The sequence below is a fragment of the Leptospira abararensis genome, from assembly GCF_016918735.1.
GTDB classification, from domain to species: domain Bacteria; phylum Spirochaetota; class Leptospiria; order Leptospirales; family Leptospiraceae; genus Leptospira_A; species Leptospira_A abararensis.
Window position 1 is genome coordinate 39,620 of record NZ_JAFFPR010000009.1, and the last position, 17,640, is coordinate 57,259.

At 38.2% G+C, this 17,640-nt stretch carries 14 protein-coding genes; 7 read left to right on the top strand and 7 right to left on the bottom strand.

Annotation, left to right across the window (positions count from 1 at the left end; all coding sequences use genetic code 11):
• Positions 1 to 188 precede the first annotated feature (188 nt).
• Positions 189 to 2,261: a methyl-accepting chemotaxis protein gene (locus JWG40_RS02750; protein ID WP_205284344.1), complete on the top strand. Its 2,073-nt coding sequence runs from the start codon at positions 189 to 191 to the stop codon at positions 2,259 to 2,261.
• A gap of 81 nt (positions 2,262 to 2,342) precedes the next feature.
• On the opposite strand, the gene JWG40_RS02755 is transcribed toward JWG40_RS02750, so the two are convergent.
• Together JWG40_RS02755 and JWG40_RS02760 are read right to left on the bottom strand one after the other, a co-directional pair.
• Positions 2,343 to 4,151 carry an alginate export family protein gene (locus JWG40_RS02755; RefSeq protein WP_205284345.1) on the bottom strand — a complete coding sequence of 603 codons (1,809 nt, stop codon included), beginning with the start codon at positions 4,149 to 4,151 and terminating at the stop codon, positions 2,343 to 2,345.
• 352 nt (positions 4,152 to 4,503) lie between these two features.
• The gene (locus JWG40_RS02760) at positions 4,504 to 5,493 is read right to left on the bottom strand and encodes an HpcH/HpaI aldolase/citrate lyase family protein (RefSeq protein ID WP_205284346.1); all 990 of its coding nucleotides are present in this window, start codon (positions 5,491 to 5,493) and stop codon (positions 4,504 to 4,506) included.
• A 260-nt stretch (positions 5,494 to 5,753) separates the two neighbouring features.
• Here JWG40_RS02760 and JWG40_RS02765 point away from each other — a divergent pair, with 260 nt between their 5' ends.
• On the top strand, positions 5,754 to 6,197 hold the full coding sequence (locus JWG40_RS02765; RefSeq protein WP_205284347.1) for a globin domain-containing protein: 444 nt from the start codon (positions 5,754 to 5,756) through the stop codon (positions 6,195 to 6,197).
• A gap of 195 nt (positions 6,198 to 6,392) precedes the next feature.
• Here the strand turns inward: JWG40_RS02765 and JWG40_RS02770 are convergent, their stop codons facing one another.
• Complete coding sequence (locus JWG40_RS02770; RefSeq protein WP_205284348.1) at positions 6,393 to 7,325, bottom strand: ornithine carbamoyltransferase; 933 nt, start codon at positions 7,323 to 7,325, stop codon at positions 6,393 to 6,395.
• Positions 7,326 to 7,412: 87 nt separating this feature from the next.
• Positions 7,413 to 7,760, bottom strand: a complete 348-nt coding sequence (locus JWG40_RS02775; RefSeq protein WP_205284349.1) for an LEPBI_I2431 family sigma-54 regulated protein — start codon at positions 7,758 to 7,760, stop codon at positions 7,413 to 7,415.
• Positions 7,761 to 8,033: 273 nt separating this feature from the next.
• Between JWG40_RS02775 and JWG40_RS02780 the strand changes: the two genes are divergently transcribed.
• From JWG40_RS02780 to JWG40_RS02790, 3 genes are all read left to right on the top strand, one after another.
• Positions 8,034 to 9,020 carry a cytochrome-c peroxidase gene (locus JWG40_RS02780; RefSeq protein WP_205284350.1) on the top strand — a complete coding sequence of 329 codons (987 nt, stop codon included), beginning with the start codon at positions 8,034 to 8,036 and terminating at the stop codon, positions 9,018 to 9,020.
• A gap of 189 nt (positions 9,021 to 9,209) precedes the next feature.
• Positions 9,210 to 9,767, top strand: coding sequence for an orotate phosphoribosyltransferase (gene pyrE / locus JWG40_RS02785; RefSeq protein WP_205284351.1), 558 nt, complete (start codon positions 9,210 to 9,212; stop codon positions 9,765 to 9,767).
• Positions 9,767 to 10,519, top strand: coding sequence for a hypothetical protein (locus JWG40_RS02790; RefSeq protein ID WP_205284352.1), 753 nt, complete (start codon positions 9,767 to 9,769; stop codon positions 10,517 to 10,519). The genes pyrE and JWG40_RS02790 overlap by 1 nt, the downstream gene beginning before the upstream one ends.
• Before the next feature lie 2 nt (positions 10,520 to 10,521).
• Here the strand turns inward: JWG40_RS02790 and JWG40_RS02795 are convergent, their stop codons facing one another.
• Genes JWG40_RS02795 through JWG40_RS02805 form a run of 3 tightly spaced genes read right to left on the bottom strand, consistent with a single transcriptional unit; the run spans position 10,522 to position 14,628 of the window.
• The gene (locus JWG40_RS02795; protein ID WP_205284353.1) at positions 10,522 to 11,430 is read right to left on the bottom strand and encodes a hypothetical protein; all 909 of its coding nucleotides are present in this window, start codon (positions 11,428 to 11,430) and stop codon (positions 10,522 to 10,524) included.
• A 37-nt stretch (positions 11,431 to 11,467) separates the two neighbouring features.
• A complete protein-coding gene (locus tag JWG40_RS02800; RefSeq protein ID WP_205284354.1) occupies positions 11,468 to 13,927 on the bottom strand; it encodes an ABC transporter permease in 2,460 nt (819 codons plus the stop codon).
• Positions 13,924 to 14,628, bottom strand: coding sequence for an ABC transporter ATP-binding protein (locus tag JWG40_RS02805; protein ID WP_205284355.1), 705 nt, complete (start codon positions 14,626 to 14,628; stop codon positions 13,924 to 13,926). Before JWG40_RS02805 ends, JWG40_RS02800 begins: the two co-directional genes overlap by 4 nt.
• Before the next feature lie 381 nt (positions 14,629 to 15,009).
• Between JWG40_RS02805 and JWG40_RS02810 the strand changes: the two genes are divergently transcribed.
• Together JWG40_RS02810 and JWG40_RS02815 are read left to right on the top strand one after the other, a co-directional pair.
• Positions 15,010 to 16,755, top strand: a complete 1,746-nt coding sequence (locus JWG40_RS02810) for a proton-conducting transporter transmembrane domain-containing protein (RefSeq protein WP_205284356.1) — start codon at positions 15,010 to 15,012, stop codon at positions 16,753 to 16,755.
• Entirely contained in the window at positions 16,756 to 17,634 is an 879-nt protein-coding gene (locus tag JWG40_RS02815) for an NADH-quinone oxidoreductase subunit H (protein ID WP_205284357.1), read from the top strand.
• Positions 17,635 to 17,640: the final 6 nt, after the last annotated feature.

Consider the following 17,640-nt stretch of genomic DNA (forward strand, 5'->3'; position numbering starts at 1 on the left):
GGTAAGCTGCTCTAATGAGACAAATTCCTTTCCCTACCGTTTATCAGCGAATTCAGACTAGTAAATCTCCCCAAAAGATCGATTTATGTGTTAATAGCTCCGTATACTTTGTATCTTAAGTTCGGATTTCAATCTTTAGATACGGGAATATATTTACAAAAAATTTAATCGGCCTAAGATCGATCCTTATGAGTATACGACAAAGGGTCTCTTTATCCATCGCAGGGATTTTATTTATAGGTTTTGTTGTTTTAACCACCTTTCAAATCTATCGCACCGCTTCAGACCTCAATGCGGAAATCAAAGAAAATTCAAAAATCACTTCTGAAAAATGGTCCTTTGAAATTCAAGAACACCTAAATGCAATGATGGGTGTTATCCGAGGATTTCGTTTTGCTTTGTTTTATACATCTCCTCCACGTGAATCAATGATTAGTAGTATGAGAGAAATCTTAGAACGTAACGATGATATCTTTGCCATTTGGCTTTGTTATGAACCCAATGGTTATGAAGGAAGGGATTCCGCTTTTATAGGCAAACCTGGCCATGACAAAACTGGAAGATTCATACCGTATTTACACCACACACCTGATGGGAAAATCAATTTAGAAGCGCTTGTTGATTATGATAATCCCAATGGGGCAGGTGACTACTATCTTCAAGTAAAAAAAACCAACAAAGCAAAAGTATTTGGGCCTTATGAATATATTGCAGGTGGGAAAAAAATCCAAATGATCTCACTTGTTGTTCCTATCTACCCCAAAGGTGTATTTAAAGGTGCCGCTGGAATTGATTTGGATGTAAGTACGCTACAGGAAAAAATCGGGGACACTCGCCCTTTTCGCGGACAAGGTCATATCGCTTTTTTGTCTTCTAACGGAACTTATGTGATGTATGGACAAGACCAAACTAAACTTGGGAAAAAAATTGAAAACCCTGATCATTTGAAAATTTATTTAGAAAAATTAAAATTGGGTAAAATGTTTACAATCCAACATGAAGGATACACTCATTATTTTTCACCCTTCCATATTGGAAAAGATCCACAATTTTGGGCATTACAAGTAAGCATTCCTGATTCGATCTTTAGCGATCAAATTTCTAAAGTAATTCTTAGTTCAACTTTGATTTCCATTGCCATTCTGATTGTTGTTCTATTTTTCCTAAATTTTGTTTTTAAAAAACAAATTAGTTTACGTTTGAAAAAAGCGATGGAGTTTTCTTCTCAGATTGCCAATGGAAATTTAGCAACGGATGCCGAAGAGATCAACCAAGATGAAATTGGAAGTTTGTTACATTCGATGAATCGAATGAAAAATAGTTTAGTATCCATTATTGGTGATATCAAACAAACAGTGGATAAGTTGGGACTGCAATCCAATAAAATGGCTTCAACTTCTCGAAATTTATCCGATACCTCGCAAACCCAAGCTTCTGCAGCCGAAGAGTCTTCTGCTGCAGTTGAAGAATTATCCGCTTCGGCAGATAATGTTGGTAAGTCGATGGAAGAAGCCGTTGTAAAAATGAAAGAGATCGATAGATCAGTCTTAACTCTACGCGAAGAAGTTCAAAATATTAATAAAGAAATGGAATACCTTGCTAAATTTGCTTCGGAATCAAGGGAACATGCGGTTGTTGGTGAGACAGCGATGAATGAATCTACTCGTGCGATGGAAGATATTGGGGAAAAGGCGGAACGAATCAGCGAAGTTTTGGATATTATTACTGAAATTTCTGAAAAAACAAATCTATTGGCTCTCAATGCCGCCATTGAAGCCGCTCGTGCGGGAGATGCAGGTCGGGGATTTGCTGTCGTTGCCGAAGAGATTGGAAAACTCGCTTTACAAACAGGGGCATCCGTAAAGGAAATTGGAGATCTTGTGATATCCACAAACTCTGCGGTAGAGAATGGAAACAAAAAAGTTACGGAAGCCGCAGAAGTTTTGAACCTCCTCAATAGCCGAGTGAAAGAATTTGAAACCTCTGCTACAAGAGTACTCGGTTCTGTCTTATTGCAGGAAAACAATGCAAAAGACATTGCAGAAAATTCAAATTTACTTACCAATTTAAATTTACAAATTGAAGATGCAGTTTTTGAACAAAAAAGGGCAACCGAAGAGATTTCCAAAACCATTATTAGTATCTCTAATGGAACTCAAGATGTAGCTACTGGCTCCGATCAATTAACAATCGTTGCAGCAGAAATTGCCTCCCAAGCATCATACCTTTCCACTCAAGTAGAAAGGTTTAAATTAAAATGAAGTCTATCGTTTGGAATGGGAGCCTGATTTTTATGTTCCCATTCCGTTCGTATTAGTTTTCACTAAACCAATTATCTTCCATTAAATCGCAAATACAGTTTGGAATGTAGCCATAGTGGCAGTGGGACTTAAGTCGTATCTATGGAGTGGGTCTGGTTCATTCGGATTGTTCTTTTGGTTTCTGATGGCATCTCCGGCACGAATCACAGTCGCTCCAAACCAGAAAGATACATTTTCAAAGGGAGTGATGATATATATAAAGTCCACTTCAGTGGCCACTAGTTTTCCTAAGCTTGGTTTGGTTGGATTATAGGCTTCTGTATTGAAATAATCTTCAGTGGATGCTGTTTCTCCTGTGGCTTTACTTCCAGCTACATAGTTATTATTATCATAATACCCATCTTGTAATTTCACTTTATAATACCAGTGGGGGTTGATGATAAAAGTTCCATAGTTCGAAGTTTCATATTTTAAATGTAATGAGTAGTCTTTACTATTTTGCCAAAAAACAAGTCCTGAGTTTCCGTTCCCTGCAAAAGGCAATGAACCCCCAGCCATACGTCTGGTTGCAAATAGGGGATTGTATGTGGCGACACTGGAATCATTACGATTCGGATCTCCTGAGGCTTGCACATATTGAACGCCGATACGAAATTCTTTTACCGGGGTGTATCCTAGTTGAACCGCCACAATATTTGCTTTGTATCGCACGGCTTCTGATAAAGGCGGAGATTCTCCTGTTTTCTGATTGGTTGTGTAAGCGCCTTTTTGATTTAACCAATCAGGTGTGACTCGTTCCCCATTGAATCCTGTTTGCCAAGCGGCCTCCACCATCCAGTCAATTCCTGTTGTGTCGGGGAGCGCATTGTTTTTAGTTCGGTTAGTCAATCGAAAACCAGATGTATTCAATTGGTCATCACCACGATAGTTTCTCGTCTCCGATAAAGGGGGAGGGTTAGAAGCTCTTCTTTGTTGTTTAAATAAACTATAGTTGTATAAATCGATTCCGAGCCAGTCAGCTGCCTTCCAATTGTAATGAAAACCTCCATAGTAAGAGTCTCCAATGCCACCTAACTTAGAAGAGTTGTTTGATACAATTCCATTTGAATTGTTTTCTGCTCCAATGATAGATCCAAATGCATCGAACGTATGATTGCTAATTTTTCCCGTAAACCTTAGAGCATCAAAGGAGTTACCGTTCAAACTGTCATTTCTTGATCCAAGGATACGCCCGTCTCCAAACTCAAGGATTTGTCTTCCCGTCCTCAAACGAAAGGCTTGATTTGTTGTTTTTAAATCCAAAAAGGCTTCGCGAAGACCTGTAAAATTATTGAGAGCAATTTCTCTTTGTTTGGTTGTATCGACAGTATTTCCTGCATTAGATATGGCAGCATATTTCTGTTCTGCATTTCCGCTGGATAAAACTTCGCCTCCCCAAAGTCGGACATCTTGTAATGTAATTTTGAAAAGAACATTCTCATTGATATCACCTAAGATATAAAATTGAGTTTGGTTCAATGCATTGTTTCTGTTGTCGGGAGTTGATTTGTCAAAATCCGTATTATGGAAAGAATCTACTTTGGGTCGAATTCCAAATCCCACGCGAAACTTATCAGCAAACCAAAGTCCTTTGTTCTCTTGGATGGCTTTTCTTTGTTTGCTAGTCACTTGCAAACTTCGCAAGTATTCTCCGGAAAGATTTCCGATTTGCGGGCTTATATACCCTTCCTTCTTTTCTTCTTTAGGTGGGGGAGGTTCAGTAGCTACTTCTGTTTTAGAATTGGCACTTGGATCCGCCTGCGCATAAATCGCTGTTTGGTTTATGGCGACCATAAGGAGGATAATGAAAAGGGGGTATGATAAGTTGGATTTTCGGATTAGATGGCTCATAAGTTAGGCCAGTAGCCAACGACCCATCCAAGATTGCAAACAAAAAATCAATATAACATACAATAAATCCACAAAAACAGAAAAATCGTGTGAGTTTAGTTCGCTAAATGTAGAAAACTCACCTGTTTTTGCAAAGAATGGCCTCTTCCTCCTTGCTTTTTGCCTGCCCTCTTTGGCATTTTTTAGGAATGGTAAAAACCGATTTCCCATAGGGCAATAAAAAAGGCCCACAAATGTGGACCTCTGCATCATTAGGTGTTAGAAAGGAAAACTGTTTTCTTCAGTTAGGTAAGTAGCCCCTCAGAGGGAACTGACTTACCAAATCCAATCCTAATCTTATTTGTTTTAATCTTTAAGAAAAGAATCTCTTCTCCACTTCATCTGGAAGTTTTTGTCCTGTGAGTTTGGCTCTTTGGACAAGTTCCCAGAAATAACGGTAAGTTGCACGGTCATGTAAGTCGCCGTCATGTTGGATCGGTCCCCATTCTGCGTCTTGTGCTTTGATGAGAATGTCACAAGCAGTTTGTGTTTCCGCAAAGTTCGGAGCCATTGCATCCAATATGGATTGGATTTGTGCAGGATAGATCGACCACATACGTAAGAAACCAAATTCATCATGGGCACGTTTTGCATCAGCATAGGTTTGGTAGATATTTTTAAGGTCGAGTGTTACGTTATGAGCTGGAATCACACCATTCATAAGAGCGGCGGCGACTAGGTTTGCTTTACCACGACGAAGAAGTTCGTGATCAAATTGACCAGGAGATTTCATACAAGATGCCGGAATCGCACCATGGTGGCCGGAGATAAAATCCATAAGTCCGAAATCCAAAACTTGCAACCAAGGTAATGCCGCAATTTCGAATACATCATTTAAGGCACCGTGAGTTTCAATTAAAACGTGGATGGGAATTTCTCTTTTGATTCCTGCTTTTTTGCAAGCATCTTGGATGTAAGTGATTTGTTCTTTCACCTGACTTGCTTTAGTCGGCTTTGGAATTGTGATGTAGGCGAGTACATTTCCAGCTCCAGGAACAAGGATGTCTACGTCACCGCGCCAATGTTCGTTGGTATAATCATGAATCCGAACACCGCTCATTTTGTGTTTGTTCAGTTCAGAGTTTTGAATGCGAACAATCATCTCTGCGTGTTCTTTTTCCTTTCCTGTTTGGGCACCGTCTTCGCAGTCCATCGTGATATCAAAAAGTCCACCGAGTTTATTTTGTAACTCGAGAGCTTTTGTGATGAGTTTTTCAGATCCAGCGAAGTGTTCACAAGCAGGGATGATAGGGAAAGGTTTTTCTCCTGCAAAGAGAGCTGATTGCGGGTGAGTCAGTGCCATTTAATATACCTTTTTCGGATTTTTTTACCAAGTTTTGTGAATTTTGCCTATCGTCCAGGAAATAATAGCAAAATCCGAGGTGGGTGAAGTTCACACGAAACACAGTTACTTTTCAACTTCCCTTGCGAGTTCCCAAGAGTTTCCTTTTCTGGGGCGAACCCTCTCGTTCCTCGGGGCCGGGCCAATCCGGGCTACGCCTTCGGCTCCGGTCGAAAATTCGACTTCCCCTTCTTGTCCCTTTCGCGATACTGACTATCGATTTGGATCCGAACGATATTTACACACCTGCCGGTGGTCCGCCTCCCCAAAACCCGAATGTAAAATTTCTCTATGAAAAATGGGGGGAAGTTGCCATCCGAAAACTCGTCTCCGATTTTTATGACCTTGTTGCCACCTCCGAAATTCAGTGGATGTTTAAAGGTGACTGGAACCTTGCGAAAGAGAAACAAGCTGATTTTATGATACAAGTATTAGGTGGTCCCAGTTATTACATAGAAAAATGGGGTCCGGCGCGAATGCGGATGCGCCATTTTGTTTTTCCTATTTCCGAAAAAGAAAGGGCTGTTTGGTTCCGCTGTTACGATGAAGCATTACAGGCGTTTGATTTTGAACACGATGATAAAATCGATTTTTTATACTTTTTAGACGGCTTTAGTGGGTGGATGGTCAATCGTAAAGACTCTACTGATAATTCATCACAGTAATTGATACACTAGATTGATCGGGAAGTTAGTAGGCGATTCAGTTCAGAAATCTTGAATACAAAGATGAATCTTAAGCGAAATTGACTGCCCTTGGCCGGAAGATTCTAAAATCAGAAGAAAAAATGCAAATCAATTTGTATGGCAAAGTCAAAATAGAATTTTGTCTGTTTGAGTATTTGGCTAGAAAACAGGTGTTTAGCTATGGTTTTCTAGAAGTTTGAGTATCACTGCTTTTTGTGCATCCAGGCGGTTTTCTGCTTGGGTGAAAATAATAGAACGATCACTTTCCACCATTTCCCTTGTGATTTCATAACCAGCATGGATTGGCATATCATGCATTACTTTTGCTTTTGTATTTTTCAATAGATCTGCATTTACCTGATAGGGCATCATCAATTCGATTCTTTCTTCTTTTTCCTTTTGAAACTTTGGATCATTGAAATATTCCATATCCACCCAAGTATCAGTATAAACATAATCAGAATCAGAAACAGCTTTTTTGACATCGGTTTCCCAAGAGATGGTTCCTTTTTTCTTAGCTCTTTCTATGGATTGTTTCACGATTGAGTCTTCAGATGCAATAGGTGTTACTAGAGTTAAGTGAATACCAAGGGCTGCCGTAATTTCAATTAAAGAGTTTGCAACATTATTATGGACACCAATATAACATATACTTTTCTTTTGCCAATCCTTAGGCGAGTCCATAACGATTGTTAGTATGTCTGCAAGCGACTGGCATGGATGAAATAAATTACAACAACCATTGATCACCGGCACAGTTGAGCCGGATTTTAATACCAATAGATCTTCGTGTTTTTTTAGTCTCGCCATAATGATGGCTACGTTACTGGAAAGGTATTTCCCTTCAAAATCAATATCAGATAGGAGAAAGTTGGAGGCCATCCAATCGAGGAAAATCGCATGCCCACCAAGTTCGGTCATACCCGCCTCGAAAGATACCCTGGTTCTCGTAGATGTTTTTTGAAATAACATCGCAAGAGATCTGCCGGCCATATGTCCGGAAAAATAAACGCGATTTTTCTTTACATAGACAGCAAACTCAAGGAGTTCCCGGATTTCTCCATCGCTCCAATCTTGCCAAGAGATCAGGTGTTTGACTTGGGACATAGCTTCCCCAATAATATCGGATCAAATCGGAAGCAAATCGAGAGATTCTGGTGAGAATCTAGCCTTGAATCCTGATTTTTTTGCTTTTTAAGCTGCGGATTCCGCCATCGACCTAGCAATGATAAAATTGGGAAGGATCAGCTCTTCTGAAAATTTAATCCCGAATAGGATGCCTTGTTCCGTTTCTTTCATCCAAGCAATTTTTCCCTTAAAGGAAATTCGTGATCTCGTTAAGTCACTTTCAATGATCCCTGTAATCAGATCTCGGTCTTTCAGCAAGATATCCTTGTCCAAACTTCCGCTAACTCCGAGCTCTGAAATATTTCCAATCTTCGCAAGAAGGAATTCTGGTTTGTCATTGATTGAAAAAAGTTTTAAGACCAAATCATCCCAATCCAAAGATTCAATTCGATCGGTTCTTCTTGTATTCAACATATACAACTCCTAAAGGTCTACAGGAACTATAAGCATAAATCGTGCCAAGAGCGAAAGGGGACTGGTTTTTCCTCTTTGTCACTGCCATAAAATGCGGAAGACATCCATTTGCCCTAAATTGCTGATTCTGAAGCCCAAAGAGGAGTTGGAAATGAATTAGGACCGTACAAATTGTATCGAACTGATACAATTGAAATGATTCTAAGTTTAGACTGGATTTATATTATTTCTAACTTGCCGATTCCGAGTAAATTTTAGGACTATTCCAAATATATGCTCAAACAAATATTTACACCTTTTCTACTTTCCTTTCTACTCGTATCGCTCGCAAATTGTGGGCCTTCTCCCGAAACCAAGGATTTGCAAGTAAAAGCCAAACAAATCATTGGTGCCATACCTGCAAAAATGCCTGGTTCCGAAAATGATACAGAGGCACTTATTTCCCTTGGGAAAAAACTCTACTTTGAGAAAAAACTTTCCCTTAATGAAACTCAATCTTGTAACTCCTGCCACAATGTGGAAGGAAAAGGCGCCGGAGTGGACAACCTTTCAACTTCACCAGGTGCTTTCGGTAAAAATGGAGATAGGAATTCTCCTACAGTTCTCAACGCAGGATTTCATTTTGTTCAATTTTGGGACGGTCGTGCCGCAGATTTGAAAGCACAAGCAAAAGGTCCGATTCTCAATCCAGTGGAAATGGCCATGCCTTCTGAAAAGGAAGTATTAAAAAGAATCAATGAAGACGCGGATTATCCAGCTTTATTTGCAAAAGCATACCCAAATGAAAAAGTAGCGGTCACTTATGAGAATTTGGCGGGAGCCATTGCTGCATTTGAAAGAACTCTTATCACATCTTCAAGATTTGATGATTTTATCAATGGGGACCACAAAGCGATTTCAAAAGAAGAACAAGAAGGTTTCAAAAGTTTCCTTGCTGCAGGATGTACCTCTTGTCATTCAGGAAATTTACTTGGTGGGAATTCTTACAGAAAGATTGGTCAGGTAAATGAATATAAAACTGCAGATTTAGGTTTATATAATGTAACTAAAAAGTCTGAAGATAAGTTTTTCTTTAAGGTTCCTGCGCTTAGAAACATTGCTTTGACCGGGCCATACTTTCACGATGGACAAGTCAAAACTTTGGATGAGGCAGTTCAAAAGATGGCTTATCACCAATTGGGTATGAATTTGTCTGAGGAAGAAACAAAGAAAATTGTGACTTTCCTTGGCACTTTATCTGATAAAACTCGCACGAATTAATTCTTTACATTGATTTAGAATTTCCTTGGATTCCTGAAACAAATTCTAGTGATCCAAGGAGGTACTTCACGAATCACGCTGTCTCCGTTCCGCCAGTTGTCCTTCCATGGGAAACCTTGCGAGCGACTCAATTAATCTAACGAGAGAAAAATATACTTTCCGGACGAGAATTGGACGAATAATTGGACTATGTCCCAATCTTTCCGTGACCAACTTTTCCTTTGGATGAAATCTTACGTCTATCGCTACTCAGAAGCTCCCTTCCGGTTGGCTAGTGGGCTGGAATCACACCACTATTTCAATTGTAAGGAAATCACCCTCCATCCTGAGAGGCTTGCTGTTCTCGCTGAATGTTTTGTGGAAGAGATCATTCCGAGACTGGGAATTGAATTTCAGGCAGTCGGCGGACTGACTCTGGGAGCAGACCCACTTGCTTATTCCATCGCCTTGTCCTATCAGAGAAAAGGAAAACTCATTTACCCACTCGTTGTGAGAAAAGAAGCCAAAGGTCATGGAACGGGGCAACAAATTGAGGGTTTTTGGAAGGAAATCAAGTCTTGTTTGGTTGTCGATGATGTAATTACTACAGGTGGCTCGACTTTAAAAGCAGTCCAAGTTTTGAGAGAAGCTGGTATTTCTGTTACAAAGGGGATCTGTATTTTGAATCGAGAAGAGGGTGGAGCAGAAAACTTAGAAAAGTCCGGCATTCAAATGGAATCGATCTTTCGTAAAAGTGAGTTTTTTTAATGAGTATACAAAAAACATTTCTGTATGATGTAAGTTTATTTAGAAATAAGTTATTAAAAAGAACCTGGGCAGTAATCTCCCTGTTTGTTGTTTTTGTTGCGTATAACAGCCTACAGGTGCCTCCTGCAGGTAGGATACAATTTTTCACAATCTTTCTTCCTTTATTGGCATTATTCTTTTGGTTTTTAAGGAAAAATTTTTTAAAACAAATCGAAATTCTTTCTTCGGGAAAAATTGAAATTGATGGCGGATCCATCAAACAATTCGATTCAAATGGAAATTGTGCCACAATCCGAATTAAAGACCTAGAGCAGATCACAACAGATAAGTTTCGTGGGTATGATCGTATTGTCTTGGAAACAAAAGAAAAAATTCACCCGATAGTGAATATTGGAAATCAGGAAGAGCTCGTGGCATTTCTCGAAAAAGAAACAGGGCTTAAACGAATCACTGACCTCACGGAAGATAGGATGTGGAATATCAAAACTCCCGTCTATTTTTTGCCAAGTATTTTGATTTTGATTGCTACTTATACGCCGGCGATTCGGGAAAAGTTTCCAATTCTTTCCAATGAATTTTTGGGTCTGTTTTTTAACGTAAATTTGATCATTTATCTTTTGTATTTACCCGAAAAACAAAATCATACCATAAGCCAGTTTTCGTTGAAAAGAAGAATGATTTTTATCAGTTTAGTCGTGTTTTTCTTTCAGGTTTATATCCAGTTGGATAAATCAGGTTGGCTTAAAAACTAAACTTAGTTTTCTTGTTTTGATCCCACACTTTGCCTGAGCATGTTTAGTTTAGCTTGGGCATATCTTCTTAATTCTATCATTTCTGTTGAATATCTTTTTAACAAATTATCTTGTTCCATTCTGTTCTCCATTAATTGGAGAGTATCACGAACATACTTAATATCTTTTTCGTCTTTTAGTTTACCGGATTGTATCAATTTTTTTACAACATCAAATTCGTATTTTCTAAAGTGAACACGTAACAAGAACTCTGTAGAAAAATTTTCTTTCGCCTTGACCCAGTTTTGATCAATTTTTTCTTTTGGGCCTTGTTCTTTTAGTTGGTCTACGGCTCGTTTCGTTGGGTCTAATTCGCGAACGGAAGCTGCATTTGCTAATTCTTCAGCCGCATTAACTTCGTCTTTGAAAATTTCCTGGAGTCTGTTCCTTCGCCATTGGTCAGTATATTCATAACTTTGGGCTGTTAACATTCTCTGAAATTCTTCTAGCATCACCGAAACATTGATTGAACGGCCAAGAGGAGTATTGTTGAACTCTTTAATTTTTGGGAAAAGTTCTCTTGTGATTTGAAATGCAGATTTTCTTTTGTAATTACTTGCTTCGTAGAGTTTTTCGAGTGTGTCTTCTGAGTGTTTTTTGAGTTCGTTCAAAATGAACGGTTCTGCAAAAACATAAGCATCCTCTCCATAAACAAATAAATTTGTATCTGGAGCCACTACTGATACAATAAAAATATAATGACTATCTCTAAGAGCTGTAAGTAACTTTCGCAGATCTTCTTCTGTTCTAGATAATTGTGAGGACCATACTCGTAAATGTGTATCAGAAGTCGGAATTTTTTCTCTAGATTCGAGGTTCTCTTTTCGAATCATCTCTGCAAGTTCCAAACAAACCTTGATACTGCCAGCCATGAATAGAAGTTATCGGTAGTGCTTTTTCGGTAAAGAATTATTCATATTTCAATTCTTTCGAAATTGTCATCTGTTTTAGAAAATAGAAAGGTACTAGACAAATGGCCAATGTGACCAAGGGGATCATTATCGGTAGTTTTACTACAAATGAGTGTGGGTATTGGAAATCCAGTATCCACCCGAAGGCATTTCGATTGATTCCAAAAATAACTATTGGTGATAGTATTAGGCTGTTCAGGATCCCAGAAAAAATACCAAAAGAAACAAGAAACAATGCTTGGTAATAAATCATTTGAAAAAGTTGGTATGAATCCATACCGATTGCTTTTAATCCAGCTAACAGTTGTGATTTTTCCCTTACAAAGTAGACTAGGGAGGTTGTAAGTGCGAGAATCGAAATGATTAGCGCTGAAATCTTTAAAGTATCTAAAATAGAAAATACTTTGTTCATTCCTTCTAAATATAGGTTTTTTAATTCCACTTGGTCTATAAATTTTAAATCAAATTCGTTGGCAATGGTTTGAAGCAAGGCTGTCGTTTCTTTTTTTGAAAGTTTAGGGCTTTTTGTAATTCGAATTGAGTTTAGGAATTTAACTCTGAAATTTTTATGAAAGTAGGAGTAATCCATCATGATGGTTCCCCGTTCTGAAAAAAAATGGTCTTTTTCATCTTGGACTTTCATCGGAACTCGAGAATTCAATTCTGTATTTACGATGATCGTATCACCCTTACAAATCTGATCTAAAAAACATAGGTTTTTGGAGACAATTAAATCATTTTTATTATAGATATTGGGGAAGTTTAATACATGTAAGGTGTAATATTTTCCGTTTACAATAAATTTGGAATCAACATAAAAAGGTTCTATAGAAGAAAAGTTCGGATCCTCTGTCATAACCTCAAAAACTTTTACGGGAACTCCAGGTTCACCTGAGTTCAATTTTTTTTCGTTAATCAGGGAATAGTCAGATTTGTTTTCTTCACCCACCCACCGAACTAATGATTGTTCATAACTATCAGTTAAACTTGTGAGGGTGAGAACAAGAGAGGTTGATAACATGATAGTTGATGCAGTAAGTCCATGTTTCCAAGGTTCGGCTTCTATTTCTTTTAGTCCAATTTTGATACTCGGTAGGAATTTGAATTTTGAGAGGATTTTGTCTAAATGGTGAATTAAGTAAGGTAAACACAAAAAGTTTAATAACACAAATCCAAATATCACAAACCCAACACCCATCATTCCCGGAACCACTTGTTTTGCAAAGCTAACTAGTCCAATGGACATTCCAAGAAGAACAAAGAGAATGGAAATACCTAAGGTTTTTCGATGAGAAAGTCCAAGAAAAAAATTGGGTTTTTGTTCATCTCGTTCGCGAATCAATTCAATAGGAAGGATCTGGAAAGTTTTATATGCATTATAAGCAGAGGCGAGTATAGATCCAATCACCGAAATAAAAAATCCGAAAAGAAGGATGAAAGAAGGGATTCTGCGATAAGAATTGATTTGATTTGTGTCTGTAATCGTGTTAACGGTTGTTAAGAAGTTGGTGTTCGCAATAAAAATTCCAAAAAGGATTCCTAGAATGCCACCCAATGCTCCGATGACGATAGCTTGGGTTAAAAATAATATAAAATTATTAGTTTTACTGGATCCGATGGATAATAAAATTCCGAATTCACGTTTTCTGGATAAATAGAGTCCAGTGAACATATTGGAAACCATAAAAAAAGAAATTAAAACAGAAACTAGAGAAACAATAGTTAGGTTTATTTTTAAAGAACCTAGGGCGATCCCTGCCCGCTCTAAAATTTGATCCTTTGATTCATAAGTCCAGTCTTCAGAATTAAGCTCTGGTATTCTTGAAATAGGAGTGTGATTCTCCTCTTGGACCAACCATATGGAAGTGATTCGGTCCTCCTGGTTACATAAGGTTTGAAGTCTTGTGATATCCATTACTAAAAAGATACCTTCTATGGGTAGAATTTCATAGTTGTCCTTCAGTAAGGGTATTTCTTTATCGCAGATAGATAGATTTAACTTATTTTCCTGGTTAGTTAGTTTATTGGCAAGGGCTTGGCTAATGAAGTATTTAGGTATTGTTGATTGCTTTTGTTTTGAGTGGCTTAGGGAAGAGGAAATTAAAATATCTTTTCCTATGATGGGGATACTCTGTATTTGATCTTTTGTTACGGTGAAGCTTCCTTTTACTTGTAATTCCGGTTCTATACGTAAATTCTCATAAACATTTGTCTCTACTTCCTTTAGAAAGTTTTCATTGGCTCCGTGATTTTGGTTGTTTGCTATATACCTTCCTATAAATTTTTCTGACGAGTATCCAACCATTTGATCGAGAACACTTTGTTCGGCCCGCCAAGCATTGATTTGGGTGCTTACAAATAAGGCAATTCCTAAGCTAATTCCGATGATGGATAATAGTGTTTTAGTAAGATTATCTTTAAAATATCCGAATATAAAGGAATAATAAATAAATTTCATTTGTTCAGAATTTTTCCGTCTAACATTCGCAAGTTAACATCTCCTGATTCACCGATTTGTTCATTGTGGGTAACAAGAAAAACAGATATGTCCAAATCATGGACACATCGATTGAATAATTGCATGACCATTTCTGAGGCCCTTGAGTCTAGGTTTCCCGTTGGTTCATCCGCAAGGATTAGTTTTGGTTGGTGGATGATGGCCCTTGCAATCGAAACTCTTTGTTTTTCGCCTCCGGACATTTCTTTGGGAGTAAAATCTATTCTGTGACTTAAGCCAACGAGAGAGAGTGCTTCCTTTGCTTTGGATTCAGCAACTGATTTTGATGTACCTGAAAGAAATAAGGGTAAAGAAACATTATCCATCGCAGAAAGATAAGGAAACAAATGAAAAAACTGAAAAACGATGCCAATTGTTTTTCGTCTATAAAGTGTAAGCTCTTTTTCACTAGCACCGGACAGGTTGTTTCCAAATACATTAATTTGTCCTGAATCTGCTGATTCAATGGCTGAAAGAATGTTGAGTAACGTTGACTTTCCGCTCCCTGATGGTCCCATCAAGGTAACGAGTTTTTTCTCAGCGATTTCAAATGAAATGTCATTCAATACTGGGAAAGCGGCCTCACCTTGGTAAAAGGTTTTATTTAGATGTTGGATTTGGATGACAGATTTTGAGACTGATTCTTTTTTTTCATTGCTCACGAAAAATAACTTCCCATATATAAGACAGTCGAGAATATCAAGATTAAGGTAAAACTGATTGATAGCACGTATATTTTTCATCCTACTTCTGTCAGTTTTAGTCATCGGCAAGTCACAATCGTGGTCGTCGGTTGCGGAGTTTACCGAGTCTGGAGAAATTTTTACTTGTGAGAAAAATTTCGAAGAACCTCCGGGGGAAGAAGAGAATTTTTTATACATTCCTTCTCTTCCTGTATATATCTCTGTCTTTCAATCTTATTCTTTTCTCATCTCTGCCTCCCTTGCTCCTAATATAATCTCTATTAAATTCCCGGATCGTCGGGGATCGCCCAACCTTACATAACACACTTATTTCTTTAAAATTTATTTTTTGAGGTAGTTATGTTAGAGGATGAAAGAATTTCAATCTTCAGATCGATATTAGTGGGTATATCTGCGCTTTCGCCGCTTGCTATATTCTTATTTTCTAATTATGATGTTTTGTCTGTGGACTTTCCCATTTTGGTTGGTCTTGTCATTCAGGCATATATCGGTTTTTCATCGTTTATGTTGGTTCAGTCTTATGAGCCAAAGGAAAAAAACAAAGTCACAATCGGTTATATCATCTTTTGGTCAGCGCTCGGTGTTTGTTATTTGGCGGGTAAGTCGCTTATCCTCCCAATAGCTTTGGAAGTTACGTCATTTTCTACCATTCTGATTTATTCTGGAACTGAGTTTGGGAAAAAACAAATTGAAAGTTTAGGTTCCTTACTTTTGGCATCTGGGATTTCTGCATTATTTTTGTCCGCCTGGGTGATGTTACCTGATGGTGACAATGTGGGTATCATTTTACTGCTCATCGGCCTGTTAATTAAGTCTGGATTTTCCGGGTTCCATTTGTGGATCCCGAAAGTAAATGAAGGAGGGCCATCACATGCATTGGGAGCCTTTGCTGGTGTGTTGGAAGTATTCCCACTATTACTTTTTTACAGATATGTCCTTCCCAACCAATTGGATCCAATCATATACCAAGTTTTGTTTCCGTTAGCAGCACTCGGAATTTTTTTCGGTGGCATCACCAGTTTTTTTCACAAAGATCCAAAAATATCATTGGCTTATAGTTCCGTTGAATCGATTAACTTTCTCTGGTTGTGTTTGATCATAGCAGGTATGTTTCAATTTTCTGTTGATTCTGAACTCATGAATCTCAGTAATTCATTCCGAATTTTGTTTTTCTTAAGTTTATTTCATCATTCCTTTTCGAAAACATTTCAATTGTTCTCCATTGGTATGGTAGCAAGACTCAAAAATTCAAGCTCCAGTGATGAACTAAAAGGGATTGGAAGACTACTTGGGATCTCTCCCTTGTTGCTTGGAGCAGGTACTTTTAGTTATGCGGTCCTACCGGGGACTCTTGGATTTGTTTCGGAAGCAACTTACTTTTACTTGAATGCTCGCATCTTGGATATGCCCATTGGTCGTTCGGTTTTTCTTTTGCCTTCTATGATCTTTATCTTTTTTGGAATTGTCCTTGGTGGATTCACTCACATCAAATTATTTATGAGTTTGTTTTTGTCTACACCTGGTAAGGATATCAATATCCAACCGTTTAGCTTGCAAAAGAGAAGATGGGTCACCATTTCTTTGTTTAGTTTGGCTTTAGTGATTTTTATCTTTCCATTGGTTGTACCATACTTTGTTCGTTTGCCGATGTTAAGTCCTTTTGTGGATCCACAACTAGTGGATTGGTTTTGGACTTTAGCATTCGTATCCTATGTGACAATTGGTGCTATATTTATCTTCCGTTTGTATGATCATTATCAATTAAAACGATTCGGAAAACCAAAAACCAAAAACTGGGATTGTGGAGGAGGTTACAGTGGTCACGAACTTTCTATACCTACTTCCGTATTCTCTTTACCATTAAGAAATTCACTTGGTCGCTATTTTTTAAATAAAACTGGCGAATCGAAAGTAGATTCCTTTCTCATCAGGGGTATTACTTCCGTTTTCAGGTTGGGTATTGGGCTTATGTCTGCCACAAATCATCCAAAGGAAGAGGATGTGAGTAAATACCTGGCAATTTCCTCTATGTTTCTGATCTTCATTTTTTCACTGCTCATTTTGGGTGACTTCGGAGGTCTGTAGATGAATTCATTATTGTATTATTTTTATTTAGTTGTTCTTTTTGTTGTAATGCCTTTTCTATTAACGGGGATTATACGGAAAGTCCGTGCTTATGCTCAAGGAAGGCGTGGCCCAAAATTAATTCAGTTTTTTTGGGAAGTGGATAAATCGTTAAGAAAAAATCCAATTTCGCACACAAACATTTCCGATTTTACGCATTTGGCACCTAGGGTTGCATTGTTTTCGGCATTGATGATTTGGAGTGTGGTTTTGTTTGAATGGGCTCCATTCATCCTCATCCCATTTTTCCTTGCGCTTTACCGGTTCGCATACGTAAGTTTTGCGATGGAAGGGGCTTCTTCTTTTGGAGGGATGGCATCGGGAAGAGAGATTTTACTTTCTGTAATGGCCGAACCCACTTTTATTTTAATGATCCTTGCTGCCCAGTCCCATATTGAAATTTCTGTAAGCCCCCAAGGGGCCCTGATCGGTTTACTCTTTCTTTCTTTGTCCTTTATTGCAATTCTTGCAGAGCTCGCCAAGCCACCGTTTGATGACCCAAGAACTCACTTGGAGCTAACAATGGTTCATGAGGCAATGATTTTAGAGGCTTCTGGAAAACAATTGGGAATCTTTGATTTGGCAAGTTCCATTAAACTTTCTACACTTCTTGTTTTTCTTGTGAAGTTGGCACTCGAACATTCCAAGTTATTTAAAAATGAAGTTTTGGATAGTTTTGCAAGAGAGCTCATGATTGCACCTATGGTCATACTCCTTGCGATCATTCTTGGGTTTTGGGAATCAAATAGTGTTCGCAGAAAGTGGACTTGGATCCCTGAGTTTATGGGTTTAACATTCATTGCGATTTTAATATTAGGCACTTTGGTTAAATTGTCTTAGGGGTTA

Excerpts from the sequence above, each read along its gene's own strand:
- JWG40_RS02750 (WP_205284344.1), top strand. The coding sequence starts at position 189 with ATGAGTATACGACAAAGGGTCTCTTTATCCATCGCAGGGATTTTATTT.
- JWG40_RS02755 (WP_205284345.1), bottom strand. The coding sequence starts at position 4,151 with ATGAGCCATCTAATCCGAAAATCCAACTTATCATACCCCCTTTTCATT.
- JWG40_RS02760 (WP_205284346.1), bottom strand. The coding sequence starts at position 5,493 with ATGGCACTGACTCACCCGCAATCAGCTCTCTTTGCAGGAGAAAAACCT.
- JWG40_RS02770 (WP_205284348.1), bottom strand. The coding sequence starts at position 7,325 with ATGTCCCAAGTCAAACACCTGATCTCTTGGCAAGATTGGAGCGATGGA.
- JWG40_RS02775 (WP_205284349.1), bottom strand. The coding sequence starts at position 7,760 with ATGTTGAATACAAGAAGAACCGATCGAATTGAATCTTTGGATTGGGAT.
- JWG40_RS02780 (WP_205284350.1), top strand. The coding sequence starts at position 8,034 with ATGCTCAAACAAATATTTACACCTTTTCTACTTTCCTTTCTACTCGTA.
- pyrE (WP_205284351.1), top strand. The coding sequence starts at position 9,210 with ATGTCCCAATCTTTCCGTGACCAACTTTTCCTTTGGATGAAATCTTAC.
- JWG40_RS02790 (WP_205284352.1), top strand. The coding sequence starts at position 9,767 with ATGAGTATACAAAAAACATTTCTGTATGATGTAAGTTTATTTAGAAAT.
- JWG40_RS02795 (WP_205284353.1), bottom strand. The coding sequence starts at position 11,430 with ATGGCTGGCAGTATCAAGGTTTGTTTGGAACTTGCAGAGATGATTCGA.
- JWG40_RS02800 (WP_205284354.1), bottom strand. The coding sequence starts at position 13,927 with ATGAAATTTATTTATTATTCCTTTATATTCGGATATTTTAAAGATAAT.
- JWG40_RS02810 (WP_205284356.1), top strand. The coding sequence starts at position 15,010 with ATGTTAGAGGATGAAAGAATTTCAATCTTCAGATCGATATTAGTGGGT.
- JWG40_RS02815 (WP_205284357.1), top strand. The coding sequence starts at position 16,756 with ATGAATTCATTATTGTATTATTTTTATTTAGTTGTTCTTTTTGTTGTA.